Source organism: Longimonas haloalkaliphila (genome assembly GCF_055379825.1).
Genome location: NZ_AP043948.1, coordinates 1,897,223 through 1,921,958, shown reverse-complemented (window position 1 = coordinate 1,921,958; position 24,736 = coordinate 1,897,223). Strand labels below are relative to the sequence as shown.

Below are 24,736 nucleotides of genomic sequence, written 5' to 3'. Positions count from 1 at the left end.
ACAACAATCCGAATGCAAGTGGCCACGCGTCTCGTTCAGTGTTGCTTTGGGGATCGCCTTTCGGTTGGCCTGCGCCGAAACACACATTCATTACCCAATCCGAAGCTGATGTCGCGCATTATGAACCACGCACCGCAAACCACAGCTCCGGATTTGCGGTTTATCACCCAAAGCTGTTCGCAACACGGACAATAAGATGTAACGCTACTATTTCAAATGCGTATCACTGACGTTTCATTCCTGTTGCTCATGTTGCATAATTTGGTTGATGTGTGTCTATTCACACTAACTAAAATGGACAATCGTCGCTTACTAAGTGCGTGTCTGTTGAATGGATATACAGGAACTCAACCTCATTTGTGTATCTTATATTGGACGTTTGGTAACTGACGCCAACTATCACTGCAAGCAGATGCAGCGAGACCATCTGCGCGTTGATGTTCATGCACCGTAAGCTCTCCCCCCGTTTACTACACTATTTTCCTTCTTGACTGACCGGCTTCTTTCTTTCCCTCAGGGTTCACCTTTTTGCCTCTTTCGGTTTCGGCACGCCCTCAAGCGCGGAGTGCCCATGTGCCTGATGTTTCAGCTTAACGTTTTTGCTCTGAGAACCTGTTTTGATTTCACACGTCGCGAGTGAAAACGAACGGGAGTCCGCCTCGTTTTCGGTGGTGAACAGACGTTTCACCGAAAGCGACACCGAAGCTATGCGCAAAGACTATAGCTCCGATTTGACGGACTCCCAATGGCACAACATTAAAGCGGTTCTCAATACCTCGCGCCACCGCCAACATGACCTGCGCCGCGACATTCTGGATGCGATTTTCTACGTGGTCAAAACGGGATGTCAGTGGCGAATGTTGCCTGGTGGATTTGCGCCGTGGCAGACGGTGTACTACTACTTCCGAACGTGGAAACAGCGCGGCGTAATCGCACGTCTGCTCAGCATAGCCCGGCGAGGCGCACGGCGAGAAGCCGGGCGCGAACCCGAGCCCAGCGTGGTAATTATTGACTGCCAATCGGTTTCGATCACCCGCTCAGGCGGTCTGTGCGGCTTTGACGGCAATAAAAAAGTCAAAGGGCGCAAACGGCACATACTCACGGACACGCAGGGCTGGACGTGGGCCGTCGGCATTCACGCCGCCAATGAGCACGAAAGCCAGCACGCCTTCAAGCTCATTGAACGGGCTGAACAGCGAAGCGAACGTCTTGAAGCGGTCTTCGCTGACAAGGCCTACCGCGGCGATCTCGAAGACGACCTTGAGGAAGCGCTTGGGCTTCGGCTTGAGATCACCGAATCCGACTCCGAAGAGCCGGGCTTCTCCGTCGAGCCGAAGCGCTGGATTGTCGAACGAACACTCGGCTGGTTGGGGGGCTGGCGGCGACTTGCGAAGGAGTACGAGCGCCTGGCCGAGACGAGTGCCGCCATGGTCCGGCTCGCGTCGCTACGATTGGCCCTCAGCCGCCTCTAACGGCATATCAAAACAGATTCTGATTCTCTGGGCGTTCGGTTTTGCTGATTTCATCTCTCCAGTTCAGGCCCAGAACCAACGCTCACCGCAAGAGCAAGGCCGACCCGGTATCGAACTGTACGCAGCCGATTCCTACGGCACATGGCAGGGCGACGTAAAGATCGGAAGTCGGCAGAACTGGGGTGTGACCCAGGACAGCGACGGCGTTGTCTATGTCGCGAATCAGGACGGGGTGCTAAGCTATGATGGCACCCGCTGGTCCGTTATCCCTGTTCGGTCTGAGGATCTCGGACGCTCGAATCAGGAGTCACAGACGAGCGTCTTTGCCATCGAACGCCTTCCCTCTGGTCATTCGGATGCCGGACGTATCCTGGTTGGCGCGACAGGAGCATTTGGGATGCTCCACGAAGACGACGTCGGACGGCAGACCTTCCATGCTCTCTCGCAGTACCTCGACCCAGACGAAAAGCAACAGCTCGGCACTGTGTCGCAAATTGCAGCCACGCAGTACGCGGCCTACTTCCTCACGGACCGCCGCCTCTATCGCTGGCAAGACGACTCTGTCTCTGTCTGGTCAATTGCTGACCTCCCCGACCAAAACTCTTCCGATCAACACAGTAAGGGAAACTCTGGGGACCGTCTCCGTGGTGACCGTACTGCTGACGAAAAACCCCCCGCTCCCGAATTTTCGTCACTATATACCGTGCGGGATACGCCGTATGTCCACGTGAAAGAGACCGGGCTCTTCCGGGTTAATGGTGGAGAACTTCAACCGGTCTCTCCTCAGCGGCCCTTCGCAGATGTGGATGTGCGGGTCGTTCTTCCCTCAGGAACGGCAGATCGCCCGTCGCTTCTCGTTGGAACGAAGGAAGGGGGCTTCTTTGACCTTGCAAGAAGCGGGGCGGTACGGGCGCTGGAGTGGCCCGTCGAGTCCTGGCTACGGGCCCACGACCTGTCGCATGGTGTTCGTCTGGCAGATGGCACCCTGGCCCTGGCAACGCGCGATGCAGGCGTAGCCCGCGTGACGGACGCGGGGCGCCTTCTGCATGTGCTGGGTACCAACACTGGACTCCACACCAACGTAGTCAACCATCTTTTTGTCGACGATGCGGGAAGCCTCTGGCTCTCCCTCGGAGATGGAGTCTCGCGAGTAGATGTATCGGCTCCCTTTACGTACTTTGATGAGGCATTAGGCCTCTCGGCTGGTGTGCAAGCCCTAGCAAGGCACGAAAACATGCTGTATGCTTGCACCCGAAACGGCCTCCACCGGCTCGACACATCGGAGGGCGCATTTCCACAGATGACTGCTGTACCTGGCATTGAGGCCCACTGCACCGGGCTCGCCTCCACGCCAAACGGCCTGATCACAGCAACCAACAAGGGCACCGTCGTTTATCGCACGAGTGGAACCGTGTATCCTGTGGACGCCAAGGCTGCCCCCTCGCCATCGTCCGCTACGACTGTTCTCCACCCGGACGACGACCTTGCTTTCGTCGCGGGCACCCCGAGTGGCGTACGGCGCCTACGCCTTGTCAATGGACGCTGGACTCCTGACCCAACGTTTACCCAGCCTCCCGAGCTTGCCTCCACCTCCATCCATGACCTGGCGTGGGATGACACTGGCTCTCTCTGGGCTGCCGGTCCTGATGCCGTGCTACGGGTTGCAAATGCGGACTCCCCGTCACCCACAGTCACCCGCTTCGACGAAACCAGCGACCTTCCCGTGTCGCGGGACATGCGCGTCTTTGCCGTAGATGGCAACGTCGTGGTCAGTACGCGACACGGATTGCACCGCCCGGCAGACGCGCTCGCGCCCCGTACCTTTGTTCCAGAGCCATCGTTTGGAGCCTCGTGGGCAGAAGAGGATGCATACGTCACACATCTCATCGAAACGGAGGGCGGCGGCGTGTGGGGACGCGCTATCGAAGCCGGACCGGACGGCAGCCGCGTCATTACATCAATGCACAAGGGGCCCGCCGGCCAATTCCGCAACTCCCGACCCTTTGTCCCCTTTCGCGATGGGGTTCACGGTCCGTTCTTCATTGAAGGCGCAGTCGTCTGGATCGGTGACCGCGGCCTCGCTCCGCTCTCCCGACTCGACTTTTCGAGCATCTTGCAGACATCAGCCTCTCCGCCTGGCCCGGCCTCCCGCGTCACCCATGATGATGCCTCCACCGGCGCTTTCATCCGGCGCGTCTCTCTCGGACCTCAGGACTTGACCATCGCGGGGAGACTGCAGACAGGTGCATCGCTCCGCATCCCTTTTAGCCGCCAGAATCTGACTATCGAGTATGCCCTTCCTCGATTCGTCCTCGTGGCAACACCCGTCGAGTACCGAACGCGGTTAGATGCTGGGGATGCGTGGTCATCCTGGTCTCGACACGCGGCCGTCAGCTATGCCAGTCTTTCTCCAGGAACGTACCGGTTTCAGGTACAGGCCCGACTGCCCGGCGAAGCTCCAAACGCGGTCACCACGCTATCTTTGCAGGTCGTGCCTCCGTGGTACCAATCGTCTTGGGCGCTTGCTCTCTGGGTTGTGTTGGGGCTTACCGCCCTCGGAGGACTCGTTCTTGGTGGAGTACGCTGGCGCACGCAGACCCTTGAGCGTCGGCAAAGGCGTCTGGAAGACACAGTCGAGCAGCGCACCCGTCAGGTTCAAGCCAAGAACGACCAGCTTGCCAACCAGGCCGACCGGCTCCAACGCATGGATCGCGTCAAAAGCGAGTTCTTTGCGAATGTCTCCCACGAATTCCGGACGCCGCTCACCCTCATCATTGGCCCGCTCGAGGACCTGCAAGCGGCCCCCCGAAGTTCGCTGTCGGCCGTTGCACAGCAGAACGTGGCGTTTGCCCTACGCAACAGCCAACGACTCCTCCGCCTCATCGGGCAGCTTCTCGACACCGCCAAACTGGAAACGGGGAATCTGACGCTCAATACGCAGGTCCTCAACTTAAACACGTTCGTGCACGGCCTCACTCGCTCGTTCGCACCCCTCGCCGAACGCGGAGGGGTCGAAATACAGGTCGATGTGCCGGATGCGCCAACCCCGGTCGATGTAGACCCGGATAAGATGGAGAAGATACTTGGCAACCTGATCTCGAATGCACTCAAGTTCACTCCCAACGGCAGCACGGTGTATGTGACGGTCTACCGCAAAGAGAAAGATGCCTTGCTCACCGTGCAGGACAGTGGACCCGGTATCCCCGAAGAAGAGCAGATGCGCATCTTTGACCGGTTCTACCAGGCGAATACCGCCAAACGCTCCACCCAGCCCGGAACAGGAATTGGTCTGGCTCTTGCCAAGGAGCTCACGGAACTTCACGGGGGAACGATTACCGTGCAGAACGGAGCGGAAAACGGCGCTGTCTTTACCGTCCGGCTTCCGATCAGCGACCGATCTGCCCGAGACGCTCTCTCTGTCTTTTCGCCTGCGAGGCCGATCGATTCAGAAGCGGCGGCTCAGGCTTCCATGGCGTCTGGAGACGGTGCCACGGCAAACTCCGAGTCATCGTCAACACCAACGGATTCTGATTACCAGAGTGCGAAACGTAGCAACGGAGACGGGTCTCGTAACGGCGGCACAGGGCGGTCCAGAAACGGAGCAGAAGACCGTAGCATCGACGAACGCACAACGCTTCTCATCGTCGACGACAACGAGGAGATCCGCGCGTACGTGCGCAGTTATTTCGAGCCACAGTACCAGATCTTTGAAGCTCGAAACGGGCACGAAGCTCTTGGCACGGCGCGCACCCATCTTCCCGACCTCATTATCAGCGATGTGATGATGCCGGACATGGATGGCTTCGAGCTTGTCCGCACGCTACGCTCCCAGCCGGAAACGGACTTCCTCCCGATCATCCTGTTGACTGCGCGGGCCACAGAGGACGACCGGATTACCGGCCTCGACGAGGGGGCAGATGCCTATGTTACGAAGCCGTTCAGCATGCGCGAGCTCCACACGCGCGTCGAGAACCTGATCGCCTCTCGGATGCGACTCAAGGAGCGGTACGCCGCAGCGTCGGTCGCAGCAGAAGACATACCGGAGGCAAGAGAACTGGAACACCTATCCCCCGCCGAGCGAGCGTACCTTGAACGCGCTCGGGACGTGGTCATAGCCCATCTCGAAGACGAAGACTTCGGGGTTGAAGATCTTGCCGAGGCGCTGTCCCAGAGCCGAAGTACCGTGTACCGCCGCCTTCGCGACTCTATCGAGCAGTCGCCGACAGCGTTCATCCGCGAGGTTCGTCTGCAACACGCGGCGGCTATGCTTCGGGAGAAGCGGGGTACGGTGAGTGAAATCGCGTACGCCGTCGGGTTCAAGAGCGTGTCTCACTTCTCGCAATCGTTTCGAGACGTATATAGCGTCGTCCCGTCGGACTACCTCAACCGCATGCAGCAAGGATAGCCCTGACGCTCATTTCCAGCTGTCCCCTTCTCATGTCTCATGGCGCAGGACAACGTCTTGATGCGTAGCGCAGTCTTGATGCGCAGCGCGCATTCTACATCTGCTCCCGGGCCCTCATATTCTCTCTTGAGCCCTGGAGCTCCCTTCAGGCCTGGTAGCCCCTTTCAGACCTAAAATTCCCTCTCATGCAACGTCAGTGCAACAGATTGCAACGTGGATGTAAGCGGTTCGGCGGATTCCTCTTTATATTACTGGTATCAGAATTGTCGCGTAGCGTAAGACGCCGCCTAAGCTGCAGCATAAACTGCGGCATACTTCCACACCTTGCATCATGATCATGCCCTGCATCACGATGTCACGATGTAAGGTCGCGCATCTACTACCCATTCCCTTTGCTTAATTATTGTACTTAACACACCAATGCCCACCTCGCTACGTGAAAATTCGCAACGGGACGCCTCACAATACAACTCGTTTTCTGCGCCGGCCATCCATCTGTTAAAGACCTTGCACCGGTCGAAAGCCAGCATAACAGGCTCCGCCCTGCTGAATGCAGTGCTGGATGCGTTGAAGGGGTGCTCATTGAGACAGGGGCGAGCCGGGCTATGTTTGATCGTCTCAGCCTTCTTGGAATAGCGGCGATGCCCCCATCGGCCCACGCCCAGATCTACGTGGATGCTTCGGCGTCCGGCGCAGCCGATGGCACGTCCTGGAGCGATGCCTACACCAATCTGCAAGACGCGCTGGATGAAGCCGACGGCACCGACGAAATCCGTATTGCAGAAGGCACCTACTACCCCGACGAGGGCGGGACGGCGACCAACAATGATCGTGCAGCAAGTTTCCGGATCACCGGCGCCCAGGACGGCATCGAGATCAATGGGGGATACCCGGCCGGGGGAGGAGCGCGCGACCTGGCCGTTCACACAACCATCCTCTCCGGTGATATCGACGGCGACGGCACCCCGGTTGGCAACAGCTATCACGTCTTTTACATCGATGGCGTATCCAACGGCGAGATCACCCGAGCGACGGTACTCGACGGCATAACAATCCGCGATGGCAATGCCAATGGAAGCGGATCGGCATCCGCATCCAGACGAAGTACGGAGTCTTCCCAGCTTCCCACCGCCGATCCGGACCCGGAGGATCTGATTCCCGGCCAGTACATCATCACCTTCGCGGATGCGCAGCCGTCGCCCGAACTCTTTGGGAATGCCCCGGCGTGGGAGTCGGCCCGTGAAGCTGTGCGGCAGCGCGCTGAAGAGGTATTGGGCGCGGCTACTTTGTCAACGACCGGCTCATCCTCGCAACAGGCCACCGACCCTGTAGTGGAGCGTACGTATGCCGCTGCGCTCATCGGATTTACAGCATCAGGACTTACCGAGGAAGTGGTCCGGGCGCTCCGCGCTGACCCGCGGATTAAACGCGTTGAGCAGGATGCAATGGTCTACGCTGGAACGAACAGGGAAGACGCTGGCAGGGGAGCCTCCTCACATTTGGAAGCCCCATCCGGTTTGGAAGCCCCACCCATGACACAAACGGATGCCCCCTGGGGCCTCGACCGTATTGATGCCCGTGCCGGCCTCGACGGTACCTACACGTATGATCGCACAGGGACGGGCGTCACGGCCTACGTTCTCGACAGCGGCATTCGGCCGACTCACGCCGAGTTCGAGGGGCGGGCATCCATCGGGGAGGACTTTATCGGAGACGGACAAAATGGTCAAGACTGCCACGGCCACGGCACGCACGTCGCCGGAACCGTCGGAGGAGCGACCTACGGCGTAGCCAAAGAGGTGGACATTGTGGCCGTCCGTGTCCTGAACTGTCAGAACTCAGGGTCCAAAAGCGGCGTGATTGCAGGGATGGACTGGGTAGCTGCCAACGCAGCGCTTCCGGCAGTGGCGAATATGAGTCTCGGGGGCGGTGCCAGCGCAACGCAGGACGAGGCGGTTACCCGACTGGCAACAGCCGGCGTCACAACCATTGTAGCTGCCGGGAACGACGACACGGATGCCTGTGCCTTTTCACCCGCCCGAGCCCCGGATGCGATCACGGTGGGAGCTACGAACGATGGAGACGTCCGTGCTTCGTTTTCGAACTATGGCTCCTGTGTCGACATCCACGCTCCCGGCGTGGACATCCCCTCGGCCTGGTACCAGAGCGATACCGATGTCAACACAATCAACGGCACGTCCATGGCCGCGCCTCATGTGGCCGGGATTGCGGCGCTCTATCTCGAGGCCAATCCCTCTGTCTCCCCAACCGATGTACGCAACGCGCTCCTCGGCACAGCAACAACCGGGACGATCTCGGACCCAAACGGGTCGCCCAACCTTCTCGCGTACAGCCCCCTGCTGGAGCAGGCCACGACAGCGGAGTGGAAAGGAGCAGGCATCTACTGCGACGGCACTGGGGGGGTATGCAGTCCCACACTTACACGGATCGTGTTCGTGCAAAACACCACCGACGGCATAGGCGGTGCCCTTTACGCGGGAGGCCAGAACAGCGGAGAGAGCAGTCCGCTCGTGATCAACGGACTCTTTGTAGGCAACCAGGCGTCCCGCGGGGCCGCAATCTACAGTGATGGGCGGGATGAAGGCCTCAGTTCGCCGATCATCCTCAACTCGACCTTTTCCCAAAATGGAGTGGGGGTCGGTCGAGCGATCTTTGCGAATGGATCCGGGAACGGAATCAGCAACCCGCAAACGATCAACGCCATCCTCGCCGAAAGCGGAGCCGAAGTCGGATTCAACGAGGGCACGACGACGCATGACCATACGCTCATTGAGGGCGGATGCCCAACCGAAGCCACGTGCACAGCCGCTGTCTCAGGGCCCGTTCGCTTTGCCAACGCCTTAAGACCGGACGGAGACGACGGCACGTTGGGAACTCCCGATGACGGGCTGGTGCTGCTGGGAAGTAGTCCCGCCCTGAATGCCGGAAGCAATGACGCCCTGGACCTCAACGGCGACGGCACCCGGGACGTAGAAACGGACCTCCTGGGGCGGAGCCGGACGATGGATCCGACGGACACGGTCGATCTCGGCGCGTACGAAGGCGCAGTTCCCATTCGCACGATCTACGTTGACGCAAGCGCAACGGGCATGGAAGATGGCCGGTCCTGGGAGACGGCATACACGTCGCTTCAGGCAGCGATTCGCCGTGCAGGACCCATCGCCGAGATCTGGGTAGCCGCCGGGACGTACACGCCCGGGCCGGAGCGCACGGACAGCTTTACCCTGACCGGTGCAAAGCCGGAGCTCAAGATCTACGGCGGCTTTGCGGGTACGGAAACCTCCCGCGAGCAACGCGACCTTTCGGCAGGGCCGGCAACTATTCTCTCGGGCGACATCGGCACCCCTGGTGATCCATCCGACAACAGCTACCATGTGCTGTACATTGACGGCCAAAATGACGGTCCGGTGACGCCGGACGTGCTGATAGACGGCGTCACCATCACGGGGGGCACGGCCAACGGCACGTTTCCCGAAAACGCGGGAGGCGGCGTCTACTGTAACGGATTACGAGAAGACTGCAGCCCGCGTCTTCAAAACGTCATTCTTCACGGCAACACCGCCAGGTACGGCGGCGCGATTTACGGCTACGGCACAATCGGAAACAGTCAGTTTCAGCTCGTCAACGCAGTCTTGCTCAACAGTGACGCTGAGTACGGCGGAGCCATCAACTGCTTTGGTTCCAACGGCGTCTGCAGCCCGGTCATCACAAATACGACCATTGCCGCCAACACGGCCACTCTTGGAGGCGGCGTGCTCAGTCAGACAGGCAACTCGGGAGGCAGTGTGAACCCGCAATTGACCAATGTCATTCTCTGGGGAAACAGCGCACAGGATGGTCCCCAGCTCTACAACTGGTCCTCCGGCGCCACGCCGCTCCTTCGTCATACGCTCGTTGAGGGCGGAGCCGGCGGCGTGTTCAACCGGAACGGGGGATCCATCACCTATGCGAACACCGATGGCACGCCCGCGTCCAGTTTCGACGCGAGCAGCAACCTATCCGCCCCTCCCGATTTTAGCGACCTCTCCGACCCAAGCGGTGCAGATGACGTATTCGGAACGGCAGACGACGGGCTGCGCCTTACGGGCGGCTCCCCAGCGCTCGATGCAGGCACCAATGTGCCCTTCGAACCCGGTGGGGTTGCCGAATCCGTAACGACCGATCTGACCGGAGCCCCACGCATCCAAAATGGCACCGGGTCGGGCGCTACGGCGGTCGATCTTGGGGCCTACGAACGCGCTGCGACGGTTCAACCCAACCGGGCGCTCACGCTGGACGGCACCGACGACTTTGTCCGCGCCGATGGCGTCTCGGGTGCGCTGGCCGATTCCGGTTCCGATGCCCTCACCATGGAAGCGTGGGTCTACCCGACCAGCACCGACGGACAACAGGGCCTCACCACCTTTCACACGAGCACCGGCGGCAACCGCAACCTGCTGTTCTACCGCGAGGGGCAGTTTCAGTACTTCGATGGAACCACCGGCTACGTCCCCGGCCGCAATGCCTTTCCGGCGGGGCAGTGGTACCACGTGGCGTTTACGGTTGACGCCTCTGATACCGCGACGCTCTATGTGAACGGGCGCGAGGAAGCGACCTTCACGACCAGCGTACGCCCGGAATCGGGTGGCCTCTTTTCGATCGGCCAGGAGTGGGATGGTGGCCCCACCGCCAGCGACTTTTTCGAGGGGCGCGTCGACGAGGTGCGCATCTGGAGCCAGGCGCGCACACAGGCGCAGTTGCAAGAAGGCATGACCACCTCGCTCGGGGAAGCCAACACGCTCGGCGACACGTTCGACCTGTCGGACCTGGTGGCGCACTACCGCTTTGAGGGCAATACTCTTGACGAAACGGGCACCTTCAACAGGATCGCCGAGGGCGCGCCGACCTACACCGACGACGTGGCGCAGTCCACCGCCGACGATCGCCTCATTGTACGCGTGAACGCGGCGGTGAGTGGCGGCGCCGGCAACGGCACATCATGGACCGATGCGCACGCCGCGTTGCAAGACGGGCTCGCGGGCACGGGTCCGGAGAACGAGGTCTGGATCGCCGCCGGTACCTACACGCGCACGAGACGGCTTGCTGCGGGAGATGCCCGCACCGCGACGTTTGAGATCGCCGGCGCGCAGAACGGGCTGAAGATCTACGGCGGATTTGCAAGCGGGGATGCCTTTGGTGACCGCGATCCGGCAGCGAACGAGACGATTCTCTCCGGCAACATCAACGGCGACGAAAGTGACGCCTCCGGCAACGCCTACCACGTGCTCGTCTTTAACGGGGGCGATGCGATTGGCCCAGATGTCAACGCAAACATCACGACCGATACGGTGCTGGATGGCCTCACCATCACCGGCGGGAACGCCAACGACAGCTTTCCCAATAACGTAGGAGGAGGGCTTTTCTGCGACGGCGAGAGCACCGGCAACGCGTGTAGCCCGGCGCTTACGGGGCTCACCTTCACGGACAACTCCGCAGAATTCGGCGGGGCGATCTACAACGATGGCAGCTTCGACGGCACGAGCAGCCCGCAGATTACAAATGCGACCTTCACGCGCAACTCCGCAGGCTCCGACGGCGGAGCGATCTACAACAATGGTGCCGATGGGACGAGCAACCCGCAGGTTACGAACGCGTCCTTCACGGGTAACGCTGCAAGCGCCGGCGGAGCGATCTTCAACAATGGTAGCTTTGGCACGAGCAGCCCAGTGGTTACGAACACCATCTTGTGGGGCAACGATGCCAACGATGGCAACGAGATCTACAATGAAGATGCCACGCCCACCCTTGTGCATACGCTCATCGAAGGCGGGGTGAACGGCTCAGGCATTGGAGGGGGTGCTAACACCGACGGCGGAAACAACCTCGACGCCGATCCGCTCTTCGCCGATGCCGACGCAGGCGATGTGCGCCTGACCGCCGGCTCCCCCGCGATTGCACGCGGCACGTTTGCGCCGTTCGCACCCGGTGGCGTCGCTGAAGATGTGACTACCGACCTCGCCGGCGACGCCCGTCGCTTTGGGCTCTTCCCCGACCTGGGGGCTTACGAGGTGAGCACCGTCGTCTCCACCAGCGACCCGATCACCGGCGCCACGGGGCTGGTGGGCTACGTCGAGCCGACCGGCTTTGGCGGGCTGCTCTTGCTCCGGGACGCGGCCAGTGGCGATCTCACCTTCACCCGCACGGAGGAGACGCCGGAGAGCCCGGACCTGCCGGAGAACGTGGCCCCGGTGACGTGGACGGTGGAGGCCTCGCTGGATGCAGCGCCGACCTACGACCTCGTCTTCGACGCGAGCAGCCTCTCCGGCATTGGGGACTTCGGCGCGCTCATGCTCTACAAATCCGACAACGGCGGGCAGACGTGGGATGCCGTCGATACGTTCAGCGGCGCGAGCCTGGTGCTGGATGAAGGCCGCGCTCTGGTAGCGGTGCAAGACCTCGTGGGCTTTAGCCAGTTCGCGATTGGAAGCAGCGACACGGGCAACCCCCTCCCGGTCGAGTTGGCGGGATTCGAAGCGCAGCGCTCCGGCCCCGAATCCGTCACCGTGCAGTGGCAGACCCTCTCCGAAACCGACAACGCCGGGTTTGAGGTGCGGCGCGCGGTGGGATCTGCCGGTGGACCCGTGAATGGATCCGTAGAGTCTGTTTAGGTTTGACCGCGAGAGCGAGCGTCACATTGCTGCTCGCTCTCGCCTGCAAACCAGAACCCAAACAGGTTTTAGGCAGCGTCTGCTGAAAACTCTCTGTGGGCTGCGTGCCGTCGGATAGCAGGCTGCACGTCAACGCGACGGGCGAAGTTGGCTCGGTGCTATGTCAACAACATGGATATATCATGCTATGACAGGCCTGTCGGGTGTTGGTGTACTGCAGTATAGCACGGGAGCAGTCCGGGTGCCGCGTCATGCTCGGTATCGATGAGGGCGGTAGACCTGCCCCTGCGAGCTGTCCTTCCTCTTTGGAAACGCTGTTTGCCCGCGCGGGCCGTATATACTTTTCAGGAGGCTGTGCGGTGTCGGGGGGCGTGCACCTGCATCCGGTCGAGGCGCTGGCCTGTCGCTTTCTTCTTGATCCGGGAGCGGCTGGTGTGTCCTCGCCCTTATGCTGGGCTCGGGAGCTGGGCTTTTTTGACGTTGACGGGTTTTGCGGAGCGCGATTCTTCGGACGATTCCGCGATGGTCTTGCTGGGCAGTGCGGCTGACGGGAGTTGGATGTCGGATGCCTCGGGGTTGAAGTTGAGCATCACGTCTAACACGCCCTCCTTCGTGTCCTCCTGCATGAGCAGGTGGCGCAGCTTGCTCGCGTTGCGGAAGCCTTTGAAGTAGCCGCTGTAGTTTCTGCGCATCTCCAGCACGCCGGTGCGCTCGCCCAGCCATTCGCACTTGAGCGACAGGTGCTCAGCGACAACCTGCACGCGCTCTTCCCATGACGGACGAGGCGGCACCTCGCCGGTCTCCATGTAGATCTTCGCGTCGCGGAAAATCCAGGGATTGCCGATCGCTCCGCGGCCGATCATGACGGCGTCAACGCCTGTTTCGTTGAACATGGCGTCGATAGCTTCGGGGTCGAGGGCGTCGCCGTTGCCGATGAGAGGAATGTCGCACACGCCCTCCTCTTTGATGCGCCGCAGCCATTTCCAGCGCGCCTCACCGCCGTATTGCTGCGAGCGCGTGCGGGCATGCACGGCGAGCCCGGCAATGCCGAGGGCTTCGAGGCGCTGTGCCACCTCTATGATGCGGATCGAGTTATCGTCCCACCCCAGGCGGGTCTTAACGGTTACCGGGCGCGTGCTGGCTTCGATGACGGTTTCGGTGATGCGCTCCATCTTGTCGAGGTCGCGCAGGATGCCGGCACCGCCGTCTTTGGCGATGATTTTGCGTACCGGACAGCCGAAGTTGATGTCGATCACGTCGGGTTCGGCGGCGTCGACCCGGGGCGTAGCGCGGCGCACCTCGTCGATCTCGCCGCCCCACACCTGAATGCCGATCGGCCGCTCCTCCGGAAAGATATCGAGCTTCTGCTCAGCGTCTTCTACCCCCCGGTTCAATCCGGCCGTCGACACAAACTCGCTGTAGAGCATGTCAGCGCCGAGCCGCTTGCAGATCATCCGAAAGGGTGGGTCGCTCACGTCTTCCATGGGAGCAAGAAAGAGCGGGCGGTCGCCAAATGTCAACGAGCCGAGGGTCATGGCAGGGGGTGTTTCGTTGGTAAAAATGCTGCAGCATCGTATACACGATGTGGCAGACTGCGTTCAGTCAGGCTACGTTCAGTTGAGCATGCGTAGCACGGCCTGTGCAAAGGGATCCGGCGCTTCGGCGTGCACCCAGTGTCCGGCATCCGGGATTGTGACCAGCGAGGCATTCGGAAAGCGTTCCTGAATCATCGGCCAGTCGCTGTCGGTGATGTAGTTTGATCGCGCACCGCGGATGAACATGGTCGGCTTCGTGAAGCGCCCCTCGGCCTCGATGGGTCCAACCAGCTTGTCATAGTGGGCGTCGATGGCCTGCAGATTGGGCTTCCAGACGTACGCCCCGTCGTCGTACTCCAGGTTCTTCAGCAGGAACTGCCGGATGGTCCACGACGGCACGTCTTCGGCCAGCACCTCGTCGATGGCGCTGCGGCTTTCGTACTGCGTGGGGTCGATGGCCCGGAGCGCGTTGATGAGCGCCTGATGATTGGGGGTATACGGACGCGGCGCCATGTCTACGACGATGAGACGATCCATCAGGTCGGGATAGCGCAGCGCGGCCTCCATCGCGGTCTTGCCGCCCATGGAATGGCCCATCACCGTGACCGAAGAGAGGTCGTGCGTATCCGCAAAACCGCGCAGGTCCTCGGCCATGCTCGGGTAGTCAATCAGATCGGTATGCGGCGAGCGTCCGTGGTTGCGCTGGTCTACGGCGTACACCGTTGCTTTGTCGCTAAACGCATTGCGGCTGAGCGTATGCCAGTTGCCGTGCGCCCCCAACAGTCCATGAAGAATGATGAGTGGCGGCTTTTCTTCGCCGTATGTCTTGTAAAAAAGCTGCATACTTGCTTGGTTGGTGCGATGAGATAGCGGTTATTGTGTACGATTACATTTTTGGTGGCACACCATGGCATACGACCCATGGCATACCACCAGGTGCTCCGTACGCGTAACGGGCGCGTTGACGCATCTCACCCTGCGTTTGGGTGCGGTGTTTCGATGGGCCCTCTCCCCATCCCCCTGGTTTATTTTTGCCTCCTGCTTATGCGTACTTTTGTTTCTTTGTTAGTCGCAGCCTTTATCGGGCTTGGCGCTTCGCTCGGGCCTACCCTGCCTGCAGGCGCACAGTCTGTAAACGGTCCGTCTACAAGCGGCCAGTCTGCAGATGCGCCCCCCCCCATCCAGGCCAGCGATCTGTTTCGCATCCACCAGCTGGGCGATGTGCACATTGCGCCCGACGGACGCCACGCCGTCTACACGGTCACGCGTATTGTGGATGCCGACAATGGCGACCGCACGTACCGCACACAGCTGTATGTGGCTCGCCCCGACGGACGCATGGCACCGGAGCCGCTTACGCGGGGCGCCTCGGCCTCGCAGCCTGTCTGGCATCCAGATAGCGACCAGATCGCTTTTGTACGCAGCGTAGACGGTACGCCTCAAGTCTTCGTAACGCGCCTTACCGGCGGCGAGCCTTACCAGCTTACCGCGCATCCGTACGGCGCCTCGCAGCCGCAGTGGATCGATGGCGGACGCCGCCTGCTCTTCGCTGCCTCGGTGCCGGGCGACTCGCTGGCCGCGCAGGGCGATCCGGTGCCCGCATGGTTTGAGGCTCGCCCTGGCATCGCAAACCGTTCCACCGCGTACAGCGCCCCTACGGTAGATCGGCTTGTGCTGCGGGATACGCTGGCGCATCGCACCCTCGATACGCTGGCAACAGATGTAGACCTGTCGGCTCTCAGCATGGATGCCGATTACCTGAGCGCGCGTGATGCCCCCATGCGGGTAGATTCGCTGCGCGCCCATGCGCTGACCCGCCGCGCTATCGTCGATACCATTTCGGTGGAGCAGCCCGTGTCGCCCTCGCCTGACGGCCCACTTCCTCTGCAGCGCCAGTGGCTCGACGAGCGCGCCAGCGAGCGCAACCCGGATGTGATTACGCGCCTCGACTTCCAGGGCGAGTTCGACCTGCGCGGACTCATCTCGTTTCAGCACTACTTTACGGTCGATGTGCCCGGCACAATCTGGACGGGCGACCCGGACCAGCCTACCGCTACCCGCGTTACGGAGGGCTTTCGCAGCTACAGCGGTGGGCAGTGGCTCAACAGCACCAACCAGATGGTCGCCAGCACGCGTCCGCTCGACGGGCGCCACCCCGACGACGTGCGGGCTCGCCACATCGTACTCGTTGATCCCGATACCCGCGAGGCCGAGCGCTTCTTGCAGATCGACCCGTATGCGCTCTCTAACCCACGCCTGACGGACGACGGCACCCAGCTGGCCTTTACGGCGTCGGATACGACGGCTGCTGGCTACGCACAGCCCCAGATCGGCATCTTTGCAATGGATGGCCGCACCGAGCCCCAGCTCATCACAGCCGGACTCGACCGGTCGGTGGGCACGCCGCGTTGGTCGCCCAACGGATGGTACGTCTACGCCACGGCGCCGGCGGAGGGCGGCTTTCCGCTCTACCGCTTTGCTCCATTTGCTCGCGACACCACCGATGCCGAGAACGGAGCGATGCAGCCTCCCGAGGTGACCGATTCACGCACCGTGTTCGAGGCCGACTCGACCATGATGCAGGCGCTGCAGCCCGAGCAGCTCTCTTCGATTGAGCGCGGCATTCGCTCGTTCGACATTACCGACGCCTCAGCCGTGTACGTCGTCACCGAAATCGAGAACCCCTTCGAGCTCTATGCGGCAAGCGCCGACCTCTCGAATGAACGGCGCCTGTCCAGCCACAACGCACGCTGGCTCGCCAATCGCGTGATCAGCCGCCCGGAGCCGTTTTCGGTCACCATGGAGACCGATAGCGACACGTTTGCAGTCGACGGCTGGCTGATGCCGCCGACCGAGGTTGACCGGCGCCAGGAGGCTGCCTATCCACTCATGGTGCAGATGCACGGCGGCCCGTCTGCCATGTGGGGACCCGGAGAGGCCTCGATGTGGCATGAGTTTCAGTTCATGACCGGACAGGGATTTGCCGTGGTGTACAATAACCAGCGTGGCTCAGGCGGATACGGCAACGACTTTCGCCGGGCGAACTACCGCGACTGGGGCACCGGCCCAATGCGCGATGTGCTCGCTACGACCGATTACGCGATCGCTAACAACGAATGGATCGACGCGGACCGGCAGGTCCTTACCGGCGGCTCGTATGCCGGCTACCTCACGGCCTGGATCGTAAGCCAGACCGACCGTTTCGACGCGGCCGTGGCGCAGCGCGGCGTGTACGACTTGCCTACGTTCCTCGGTGAGGGTAACGCCTGGCGCCTCGTACCCTCTCACTTCGGCGGCTTTCCGTGGGAGGGCAACGTGCCGCCACCGGTGAACGCCCCCGCCGATACCGTGAGCGTGTACACGGACTCGCTCGACACCGCGCGTAGCACGCTGATCCGTAACTCTCCGCTTACGTATGTCGACCAGATCACGACGCCGTTGCTCATTATGCACGCAAGCAACGACTTGCGCACCGGTGTCATACAGAGCGAGATGCTCTACCGGAGCCTCAAGCTGCTGGGTCGGCCTGTGGAGTACGTGCGCTACCCCAATGCCGGACACGATCTTTCGCGCACCGGCGATCCCAGTCAGCGAATCGACCGGGTGCTCCGTATCTACGAGTTCATGACGCGCTACGTAGAATGAGTGGCTCTGTAAAGGAGGTGCTCCTGCAGAGGAGATGGTCTTGCAGAAGCGGTGGCTTCTGTCGCGAGACCATCTCCTCGTAGGCTCGCGTCCGTTCTACGCTTTCTTGTTATTTGCCGATACAAAAACGGCACTGAGGCCCAATCGCCTTAGTGCCGTTTGCGTTAGTGCCGTTTGTGGGTGTAGCGGTGTGCTCTACACCTGGTACCAGCGGTTTGCATGGCCCCCTCTTCGCGGAACTATCTTTTCTCGGAACTATCTCTTTCTGAAGCGGACACCCCCCGTCTACTTTCGCCCGCCCTGTTAGGATGTTTTCTCCACCGAGCGGAATGGGGCTGCTCCCTTTTCTCCAGCTTATTCGTTTTCGAGGCTACATGGCGGCAGCCTCTGCTTTTTCAGGTGCTGCCTGTTCATGCTCGGGAAGCCCCTCGCCTTCAGGCCCCTCGTTGTACTGCTCGCGGATGTTTGGATAAGCGGTCTGGAACATCTCGTTGACCTCTTCAATCTCGCCCGCGTGGTGTTCGGTGCGTGCTTTGTGGAGACGCACGCAAGCCTTCCACACGGCGCGGCGCAGGTTCCACTTGCGCACTGAGTACGCCGCGCTACGGCGCGTGCCGTCACCCTCCAGCCAACTTAACTGCACGTAGGGCTTGGCCGTACCGCTGCCATCGTCTTTCCAGCAGAAGTTAAGCCCGATAACCCCGGTCTTTGAGCGCGCCTCTGCCGATCGTCGAACAGGGTCCATCGGGTCGGGAAGCTCGTCCAGTAGCTCGTCGCGGTAGGCAATCGCCTCCTGAAGCGCCTCGTCTTTGCCGCCATGGCGCTTGTCAGAGAAGTACTTGGTGTGCTGCTTCTTCTGCCGCTTGATGCGTACCTGCCACCCGTGCGTCGGATGGCGGTCAGGGTGTTCAGGAGTCGGCTCGATATCGATTCGAAATATATTCTTCGGCTTATCGCTCATCGTTCTATCTTTATAATGATAAAAATCAATGTCGGACTTGGAGCGGAACAGGCGTGTTGATCTTACCACACGGGCCTGCACAGGCATGCACCGCCCCCTCACAAATTATGTGGCATGGGTGGGTTGTGAATGCCCGTTTTCGTAAGCGGCATCAGTCGCTGTCGAAACAAAGACCAACTGCCGACTTGGAAATATATGAATGCAAGCTGTAATCAGCAAGTGTTTGAGCACCTCTACCCCCGCCTCCTTCTGTAGCCTGCACGGCCCGCTTTCACAGAACCTCGCCCCAGATCGTCTTTGCAGACCGTCTTTCATGGTGTCGGAGACGATTCTACTTCGTTACACCAAGGTGGTCATCATAGCGTGCAAAGTAAAGCAGCATGAACATACTTCTTCGTTTGATGCAACCAGGTAACGGTTCTGCGCCATGAATCGGGCCTGGGGCAACTGTGCGTAGTACCATCTAACCACCTGCCTCCCCAAACATGGCGAGGCCCGCCGCGCCAGGGTGGCGGGGTGGGCCTCGTAGTCGGCTTTTCAACCGAGGTGGGAAGAGCTACGCGCAGTCTCTCTTGACGCTATCTCAGATGCGTTATGAACGATGTGTTATGAACGGCCTATAGCAGTCCACGGCTCTTCGTCCATGAGCGGAAGCCATCGACCAGCTGCTCAAACGAATCCATCACGAAGAGCTCATCCTGTAGATTGTAGACCTCGTAGTCTTTCTCCGTGATGTGTGCCGGGTCGAACGCGTGGGTGGTTACCTCATCGGAGAGCGCGTGGGTCACTTCCTCGTTCGACGACACGATACCAGCCCCAAAGATACGGGTGTCGCCCCCTTCATTCAGGAGCCCAAACTCTACTGTGAACCAGTGGAAGCGCTCCAGGCGCGGCCGGTCGGCTCCCTCGGCATTCAGCGCAGCTTTGCCGAAGAGCTGGTAGAAATCCGCAAAGTCCGGCTGCGTGAGCATCGGCATGTGCCCAAACATATCGTGGAAGCAGTCGGGCGCCGGCGTGTAGTCGAGCTCGTCCCAGTTGCGTACGTAATCAGTCGACGGAAATTTACGATTGGCGAGCAGCGTGAAGAAGTCCTTCTCGTGCAGCAGCCCCGGAATCCGTGCTACCTGCCAGCCGGTCTGGTCTTCAAGCTTGCGGCTTAGCGCACTTAGCTTGGGAATGCGGTTCGGGGTGATGTCGAGCACGTTGAGGCCACGCGTGTACGCGTCGCACGCCCGGCCGGGGAGCTGCTCCATCTGGCGCTCAACGAGCGTGCCCCAGATCTCGTGGCGATCGTCGTCGTAATCGGGGTATGCAATCTCGTCGCCCACGGGCGGCTCCTCCTCCAGATTCTGAGGAACGCATCGCGGATCGATCTCTTGTCCGTCGGCAGGTGCTTTTTCATAGGCCGAGCGCTCGTCGGCTGCCTGCGAAGCGGTCTCTGCAGAGGCGGTATTCGAATCCATAGCAAGTAATAGTCAGTAGTGTGGGCGATACAGCGAACACATGCGGCTGCTTCTCGGAACCGCTTCCAAAGCGGAGAGGCTTCACGAGGCAAATCGCACATGACAATGCACGTGGAGCCTTATGTCAAGCAGCGTTACTGTATTGTAATGCCTGCTGCACGCATATGATTCTCTCTCCCGATGTGCCCTCTATGCCGTGTATCGTATTCCGGCAAGCTCAATACGAATGCTCCGCATTCCCCTATGAGTTGCGTTAGCGATAGCCCCGCCGGCCGCACGCACCTGCCTGCGCAAACCATCTGCTACCTGAGACGTGCCTGGCGAATCTGATTGCCCTGTTGCTTGTTTGTGAAGCGATACCCGTTCTTCTGTCCTACGATTCTTGTATCCTACCCTCCTGCTATGCTCGACGCCGTCCGCACCGCTGCCACCCGTTACGAAGCCGACGTCATTGCCTGGCGACGCGCTTTACACCAGCAGCCAGAACTCTCAACCGAAGAGATGCAGACAGCCCGGTTTGTGGCCGATGCGCTCGCCCCGATCAACCTGCCCCTGCGCACGGGCCTGTATGATACGGGACTGATGGCTACGCTCCAGGGCAAGAAGCCGGGCCCTACGGTGTTTTTGCGGGCAGATATGGATGCGCTGCCCATCCAGGAGGAGACGGGGCTGGACTTCGCCTCTCAGAACGACGGCACGATGCACGCCTGCGGACACGATGCGCACACGGCGATGCTGCTTGGCGCTGCGTATATTCTCGAAGGGATGCGCGAGGATATTCACGGGGCAATCCGGTTCTGCTTTCAGCCGAGCGAAGAGCGTCTCCCAGGCGGGGCCCCGTTTCTCATCGAAGAAGGCGTGCTCGACGACGATGAACATAGCCCGGCCCCACAGGTCGTCTACGGACAGCACGTTGCGCCCGACCTGCCTGCGGGTACGATTGGCGTGCACAGCGGCATGTACATGGCCTCGGCGGACGAGATCTACCTCACGATTCACGGCGAGGGCGGACACGCCGCCGCCCCGCACGAACTGTCGAGCGATGCAGTGGTAGCAGCGGCTCATGTGGTTATCGCGCTGCAATCCGTGAACAGCCGCCACCGTCCGCCCGATGTGCCAAGCGTGCTGTCGCTGGGCCGCGTGCAGGCCGACGGCGCCACCAACGTGCTCCCCGATGCCGTGCAAATTGAGGGCACGTTCCGCGCGATGGATGAGGCGTGGCGGCAGAAGGCGCACGGGCTCATTGAGCGCATCGCCACACAGACTGCGCAGGCTCACGGTGCCACCGCCACGGTGGATGTAAAAACCGGCTACCCGGCGCTCTATAATCACGATGCCCCCACGGCCCTGGCTCGCAACGCTGCGCTGGACTACGTGGGCGAAGACCGCACTATCGACCTGGAGAAGTGGTATGCGGGCGAGGACTTTGCCTACTACTTGCAGGAGTGTCGGGGCAGCTTCTACCGGCTGGGTACGGGCAGCGCCCCCGGTCACGACACGCACGGGCTGCACACATCGCGCTTCACGATCAACGAAGACGCGCTCTCAACGGGTGCGGGCTTCATGGCGTACCTGGCGTGGCGATATGGGGCTGAGGCATCGCGCGGCTGAGGCGGTGTGTTGCGTATCCCCCGAACAGAGACCGCCCACGCCGACGATGTGTCCGGGTGGGCGGTTGCATGTGGTGCAATAAGGGGGCAGATCAAGCGGGCGAAGTGGCGTTGACGGCTTCCACGCGCTGCACCTGCGGTACCGAGCGTTTCAGGGCCTGTTCGATGCCCGCGCGCAGCGTCATGGTGCTCATGGGACAGGTGCCGCACGCGCCCAGGAGCTCCAACTCGACGACGTTATCGTCGGTTACGTTGAGCAGACGCACCGAGCCCCCGTCGGCCATGAGGTACGGGCGAATGGTGTCGAGCGCTTCCTCAATTTGATCGCGCATTTCCGGATCGATGGAAGCCTCAGCGTTTGAGGCAGCAGAATCAGACATAATACCAACAGGTTGTACGATAAGCAGTCGGGCGGAGCCACATTAGGTAACCTCGCACAAAGCATACGGAGACGCTCTGGAAAAGATCACGCCTCGCGCAATTTGATGCAACGTAGTATTTGATGCAGCGTAGTGCGTGGCTCGTAGTTTGAGCGATACCGAGAGGGCCGCTATCGATAGAGAATCTCTACCTTATCTGTGGGGTCTTGCGTTGCATTGCGAATCTCGACCTGCTCCACCGAGCGCTCAGCAATCTGCCGAAAGGCCTGTGCCGAAAGCGAATCAGGGTTGCGGAGCACGACAGGCTCGCCTTCGTCGCCTCCTTCACGCACGGACTGCTCGATGGGAATTTCACCCAAAAACGGCACCTCCAGGTCGCGTGCCAGATCCTGCGCGCCGTGCTGACCGAACAGGTAGTACTTACGGTCGGGCAGGTCGGGCGGCGTGAAGTAGGCCATGTTCTCTACGATGCCGAGCACGGGCACATCCACGTTGTCGAACATGGCCACGCCCTTACGGGCATCGTCGAGCGCCACGTTTTGCGGGGTGGATACGATGATTGCGCCCGTCAGCGGAATGGTCTGCACAATAGTAAGCTGGATGTCGCCGGTGCCGGGGGGCAAGTCGAGCACCATGTAATCGATTTCGCCCCAGTGCACATCCCCCAGAAACTGTCGGATGGCTTTCGTAACCATGGGCCCGCGCCAGATGACGGCTTTGTTTGGGTCGACCATGAAGCCCATCGACAGTAGCTTGATGCCGTGCTTTTCAAGCGGCACGATCTTGCGTTGGTCGTTCACACGCGGCTTCTTGCCCTTCATCCCCATCATTGTCGGAATGGAAGGGCCGTAGATGTCCGTATCTACCAGGGCAACGTTGTAGTCTTGCTCGGCCAGCGCAATCGCCAGGTTCACGGCCACGGTGCTCTTGCCCACGCCGCCCTTGCCTGAAGCCACGGCAATTGTGTTCTGTACGCCTTTGTTTTCGGGCTCTTTATCGCCGCTCTGATCGCCCACGGCAATGTCGTCGCCCAATGAGATCATTTCTGCATCCACCTCAACGTCGACATCCAGCGAGGGGGCGACCTCGTCGTGGATGGCCCGGGTGCAGGCTTCGGCTACCTGCTTTTCGAAGGGCGTGCCCGGCTCGGGACAGACGACCGTGAACGACACGCGGTCGTTGCTCACTTGCAGGTTGCGCACCAGGTCGAGACGCACGATGTTCTGGTCGCGATCGGGCTCAATGACGTGCTTGAGGGCGTTGAGGACGGCTTGTCGGGACACGGCCATATCAGCAGTAGCTTGTTGAGCGGGCGGAAAACGGGTGGAGATGAGCGCGTATTGTGCACCTTGCCTGCAAGCGCATTGTTCCTCTGGCAGGGCGTGTACAGGGGGGATTCAACAGGGTGTCATGCAGCGCGGTCCGTAGGTCATGCCTGTTGTACGAAGGGGCCGACAGGTCTCCCTCGTGGGAATCTCTCCCGCTGGGAGCCCAACAGGTGTAATACGGAGATTTTCTACCGACAGCCGTCGGCACCACTACGCTTAAAATGATAGCCATGTAGATGGCAACTTGAGTTATCGATTACACGCGTTCTACGCTTCACCGAACATCGCGCTTCAAAAGATACGTCTGCTCATGCAGCGTCCGTCTCGTGACTTGGTGGGTTGTGCGCTATTCGGGTTGGAATGTCACCGTTCTTTGTACCAGAGGTTATGTTAGTGCGGTAGCGGGCAAACATTAAATGATGCGAGCGATACAGTTCGGATGCGTGTTGTGACTTTCGTTCAAGTCGTTCTTCGACCGATTGATTTTCGACCGATGATTGAAGAGACCACAACCTACCAGTGCCGAAAGTGCGAAAGCGCAAACATCGTCAAAAACGGCAAGAATGTCTGCGGCAATAAGCAGTATCATTGCAAGGACTGCGGGGCCTACGGCGTGATCGATCCGACGCCCCGAGGCTACTCTGAGGAAGAGAAAAAACGCATTCTTCAGGCCTACCACGAGCGCGGCTCAATGCGCGCTGTAGAGCGGATCTTTGGGGTCAGCCGTCCGACGCTTTCGCGGTGGCTCAAAAAAAGGGACGCCTCCTCGACGCAGTCGCCCACGAAGTAGAGCCCGGCCAAGCCGATGACCTGCTTGAACTTGATGAATGTTGGACCTACGTCCAAAAGCGTTCCAATAAGCGATGGCTATGGGTTGCTCTATGTCGGCGCACCCGGCAAGTCGTAGCGTTTGTGATTGGAGACCGGAGCGCTCGGACCTGTGCTCGGCTCTGGAGCCGAATCCCTGCGTCTTATCGTGCGGCACAGAGCTTCAGCGATTTCTGGACCGCGTATCAGCCGGTGTTCAAGGACGATCCCAAGCATGAGCAAGTAGGCAAAGCCAGCGGCGAGTGTTCGCATGTCGAACGGTTCTTTGGCCTGCTTCGGCAGCGGTTGGCTCGCTATGTGCGTCAGACACGAGCAGCCTCCGAGTCCGAGCGGCCTCCGAGTCTGAACGCATGCTGCACTTGACGACCCGGCTGTTTATCGCACGGTACAACCGAAGCGTCACTTAACATCTTACCGCTACCGTTAGTGCCAGTGCCGGTT

General features: G+C 60.5%; 11 protein-coding genes and 1 pseudogene. 6 read left to right on the top strand and 6 right to left on the bottom strand.

The genetic code is table 11. The annotated features are described in order from the left end of the window. The first annotated feature begins 617 nt into the window (after nt 1-617). The 3 genes from ACZ48V_RS07565 to ACZ48V_RS07555 all read left to right on the top strand — a co-directional run bounded on the left by ACZ48V_RS07565 (nt 618) and on the right by ACZ48V_RS07555 (nt 12,545). A complete protein-coding gene (locus ACZ48V_RS07565) occupies nt 618-1,472 on the top strand; it encodes an IS5 family transposase (protein WP_464538143.1) in 855 nt (284 codons plus the stop codon). Continuing rightward, nucleotides 1,420-5,877, top strand: a complete 4,458-nt coding sequence (locus tag ACZ48V_RS07560) for a hybrid sensor histidine kinase/response regulator transcription factor (RefSeq protein ID WP_464538142.1) — start codon at nt 1,420-1,422, stop codon at nt 5,875-5,877. The genes ACZ48V_RS07565 and ACZ48V_RS07560 overlap by 53 nt, the downstream gene beginning before the upstream one ends. Nucleotides 5,878-6,482: 605 nt before the next feature. Next, nucleotides 6,483-12,545 (top strand): S8 family serine peptidase, encoded by a 6,063-nt coding sequence (locus ACZ48V_RS07555; protein WP_464538141.1) that lies wholly within the window; start codon nt 6,483-6,485, stop codon nt 12,543-12,545. Between the two features lie 446 nt (nt 12,546-12,991). Here ACZ48V_RS07555 and ACZ48V_RS07550 read toward each other — a convergent pair whose 3' ends face one another. Together ACZ48V_RS07550 and ACZ48V_RS07545 are read right to left on the bottom strand one after the other, a co-directional pair. Next, a complete protein-coding gene (locus ACZ48V_RS07550; RefSeq protein ID WP_464538140.1) occupies nt 12,992-14,080 on the bottom strand; it encodes a tRNA dihydrouridine synthase in 1,089 nt (362 codons plus the stop codon). A 78-nt stretch (nt 14,081-14,158) separates the two neighbouring features. Further along, nucleotides 14,159-14,923: an alpha/beta fold hydrolase gene (locus ACZ48V_RS07545; RefSeq protein ID WP_464538139.1), complete on the bottom strand. Its 765-nt coding sequence runs from the start codon at nt 14,921-14,923 to the stop codon at nt 14,159-14,161. Nucleotides 14,924-15,124: 201 nt separating this feature from the next. On the opposite strand from ACZ48V_RS07545, the gene ACZ48V_RS07540 reads away from it, so the two are divergent. After that, nucleotides 15,125-17,725 (top strand): S9 family peptidase, encoded by a 2,601-nt coding sequence (locus ACZ48V_RS07540; protein WP_464538138.1) that lies wholly within the window; start codon nt 15,125-15,127, stop codon nt 17,723-17,725. 370 nt (nt 17,726-18,095) lie between these two features. Here the strand turns inward: ACZ48V_RS07540 and ACZ48V_RS07535 are convergent, their stop codons facing one another. Both ACZ48V_RS07535 and ACZ48V_RS07530 read right to left on the bottom strand, forming a co-directional pair. Further along, on the bottom strand, nt 18,096-18,686 hold the full coding sequence (locus ACZ48V_RS07535; protein ID WP_464538137.1) for an AP2 domain-containing protein: 591 nt from the start codon (nt 18,684-18,686) through the stop codon (nt 18,096-18,098). A 617-nt stretch (nt 18,687-19,303) separates the two neighbouring features. Further along, complete coding sequence (locus ACZ48V_RS07530; RefSeq protein ID WP_464543082.1) at nt 19,304-20,149, bottom strand: phenylalanine 4-monooxygenase; 846 nt, start codon at nt 20,147-20,149, stop codon at nt 19,304-19,306. Between the two features lie 402 nt (nt 20,150-20,551). On the opposite strand from ACZ48V_RS07530, the gene ACZ48V_RS07525 reads away from it, so the two are divergent. Continuing rightward, on the top strand, nt 20,552-21,760 hold the full coding sequence (locus tag ACZ48V_RS07525; protein WP_464543080.1) for a M20 metallopeptidase family protein: 1,209 nt from the start codon (nt 20,552-20,554) through the stop codon (nt 21,758-21,760). Nucleotides 21,761-21,851: 91 nt separating this feature from the next. On the opposite strand, the gene ACZ48V_RS07520 is transcribed toward ACZ48V_RS07525, so the two are convergent. Beyond that, a complete protein-coding gene (locus ACZ48V_RS07520) occupies nt 21,852-22,139 on the bottom strand; it encodes a NifU family protein (protein ID WP_464543078.1) in 288 nt (95 codons plus the stop codon). Between the two features lie 170 nt (nt 22,140-22,309). Then, a complete protein-coding gene (locus ACZ48V_RS07515; protein ID WP_464543076.1) occupies nt 22,310-23,428 on the bottom strand; it encodes an Mrp/NBP35 family ATP-binding protein in 1,119 nt (372 codons plus the stop codon). Nucleotides 23,429-23,960: 532 nt separating this feature from the next. Between ACZ48V_RS07515 and ACZ48V_RS07510 the strand changes: the two are divergent. After that, nucleotides 23,961-24,702 (top strand): annotated as a pseudogene (locus tag ACZ48V_RS07510) (IS1 family transposase). The last annotated feature ends 34 nt before the right edge of the window (nt 24,703-24,736 follow it).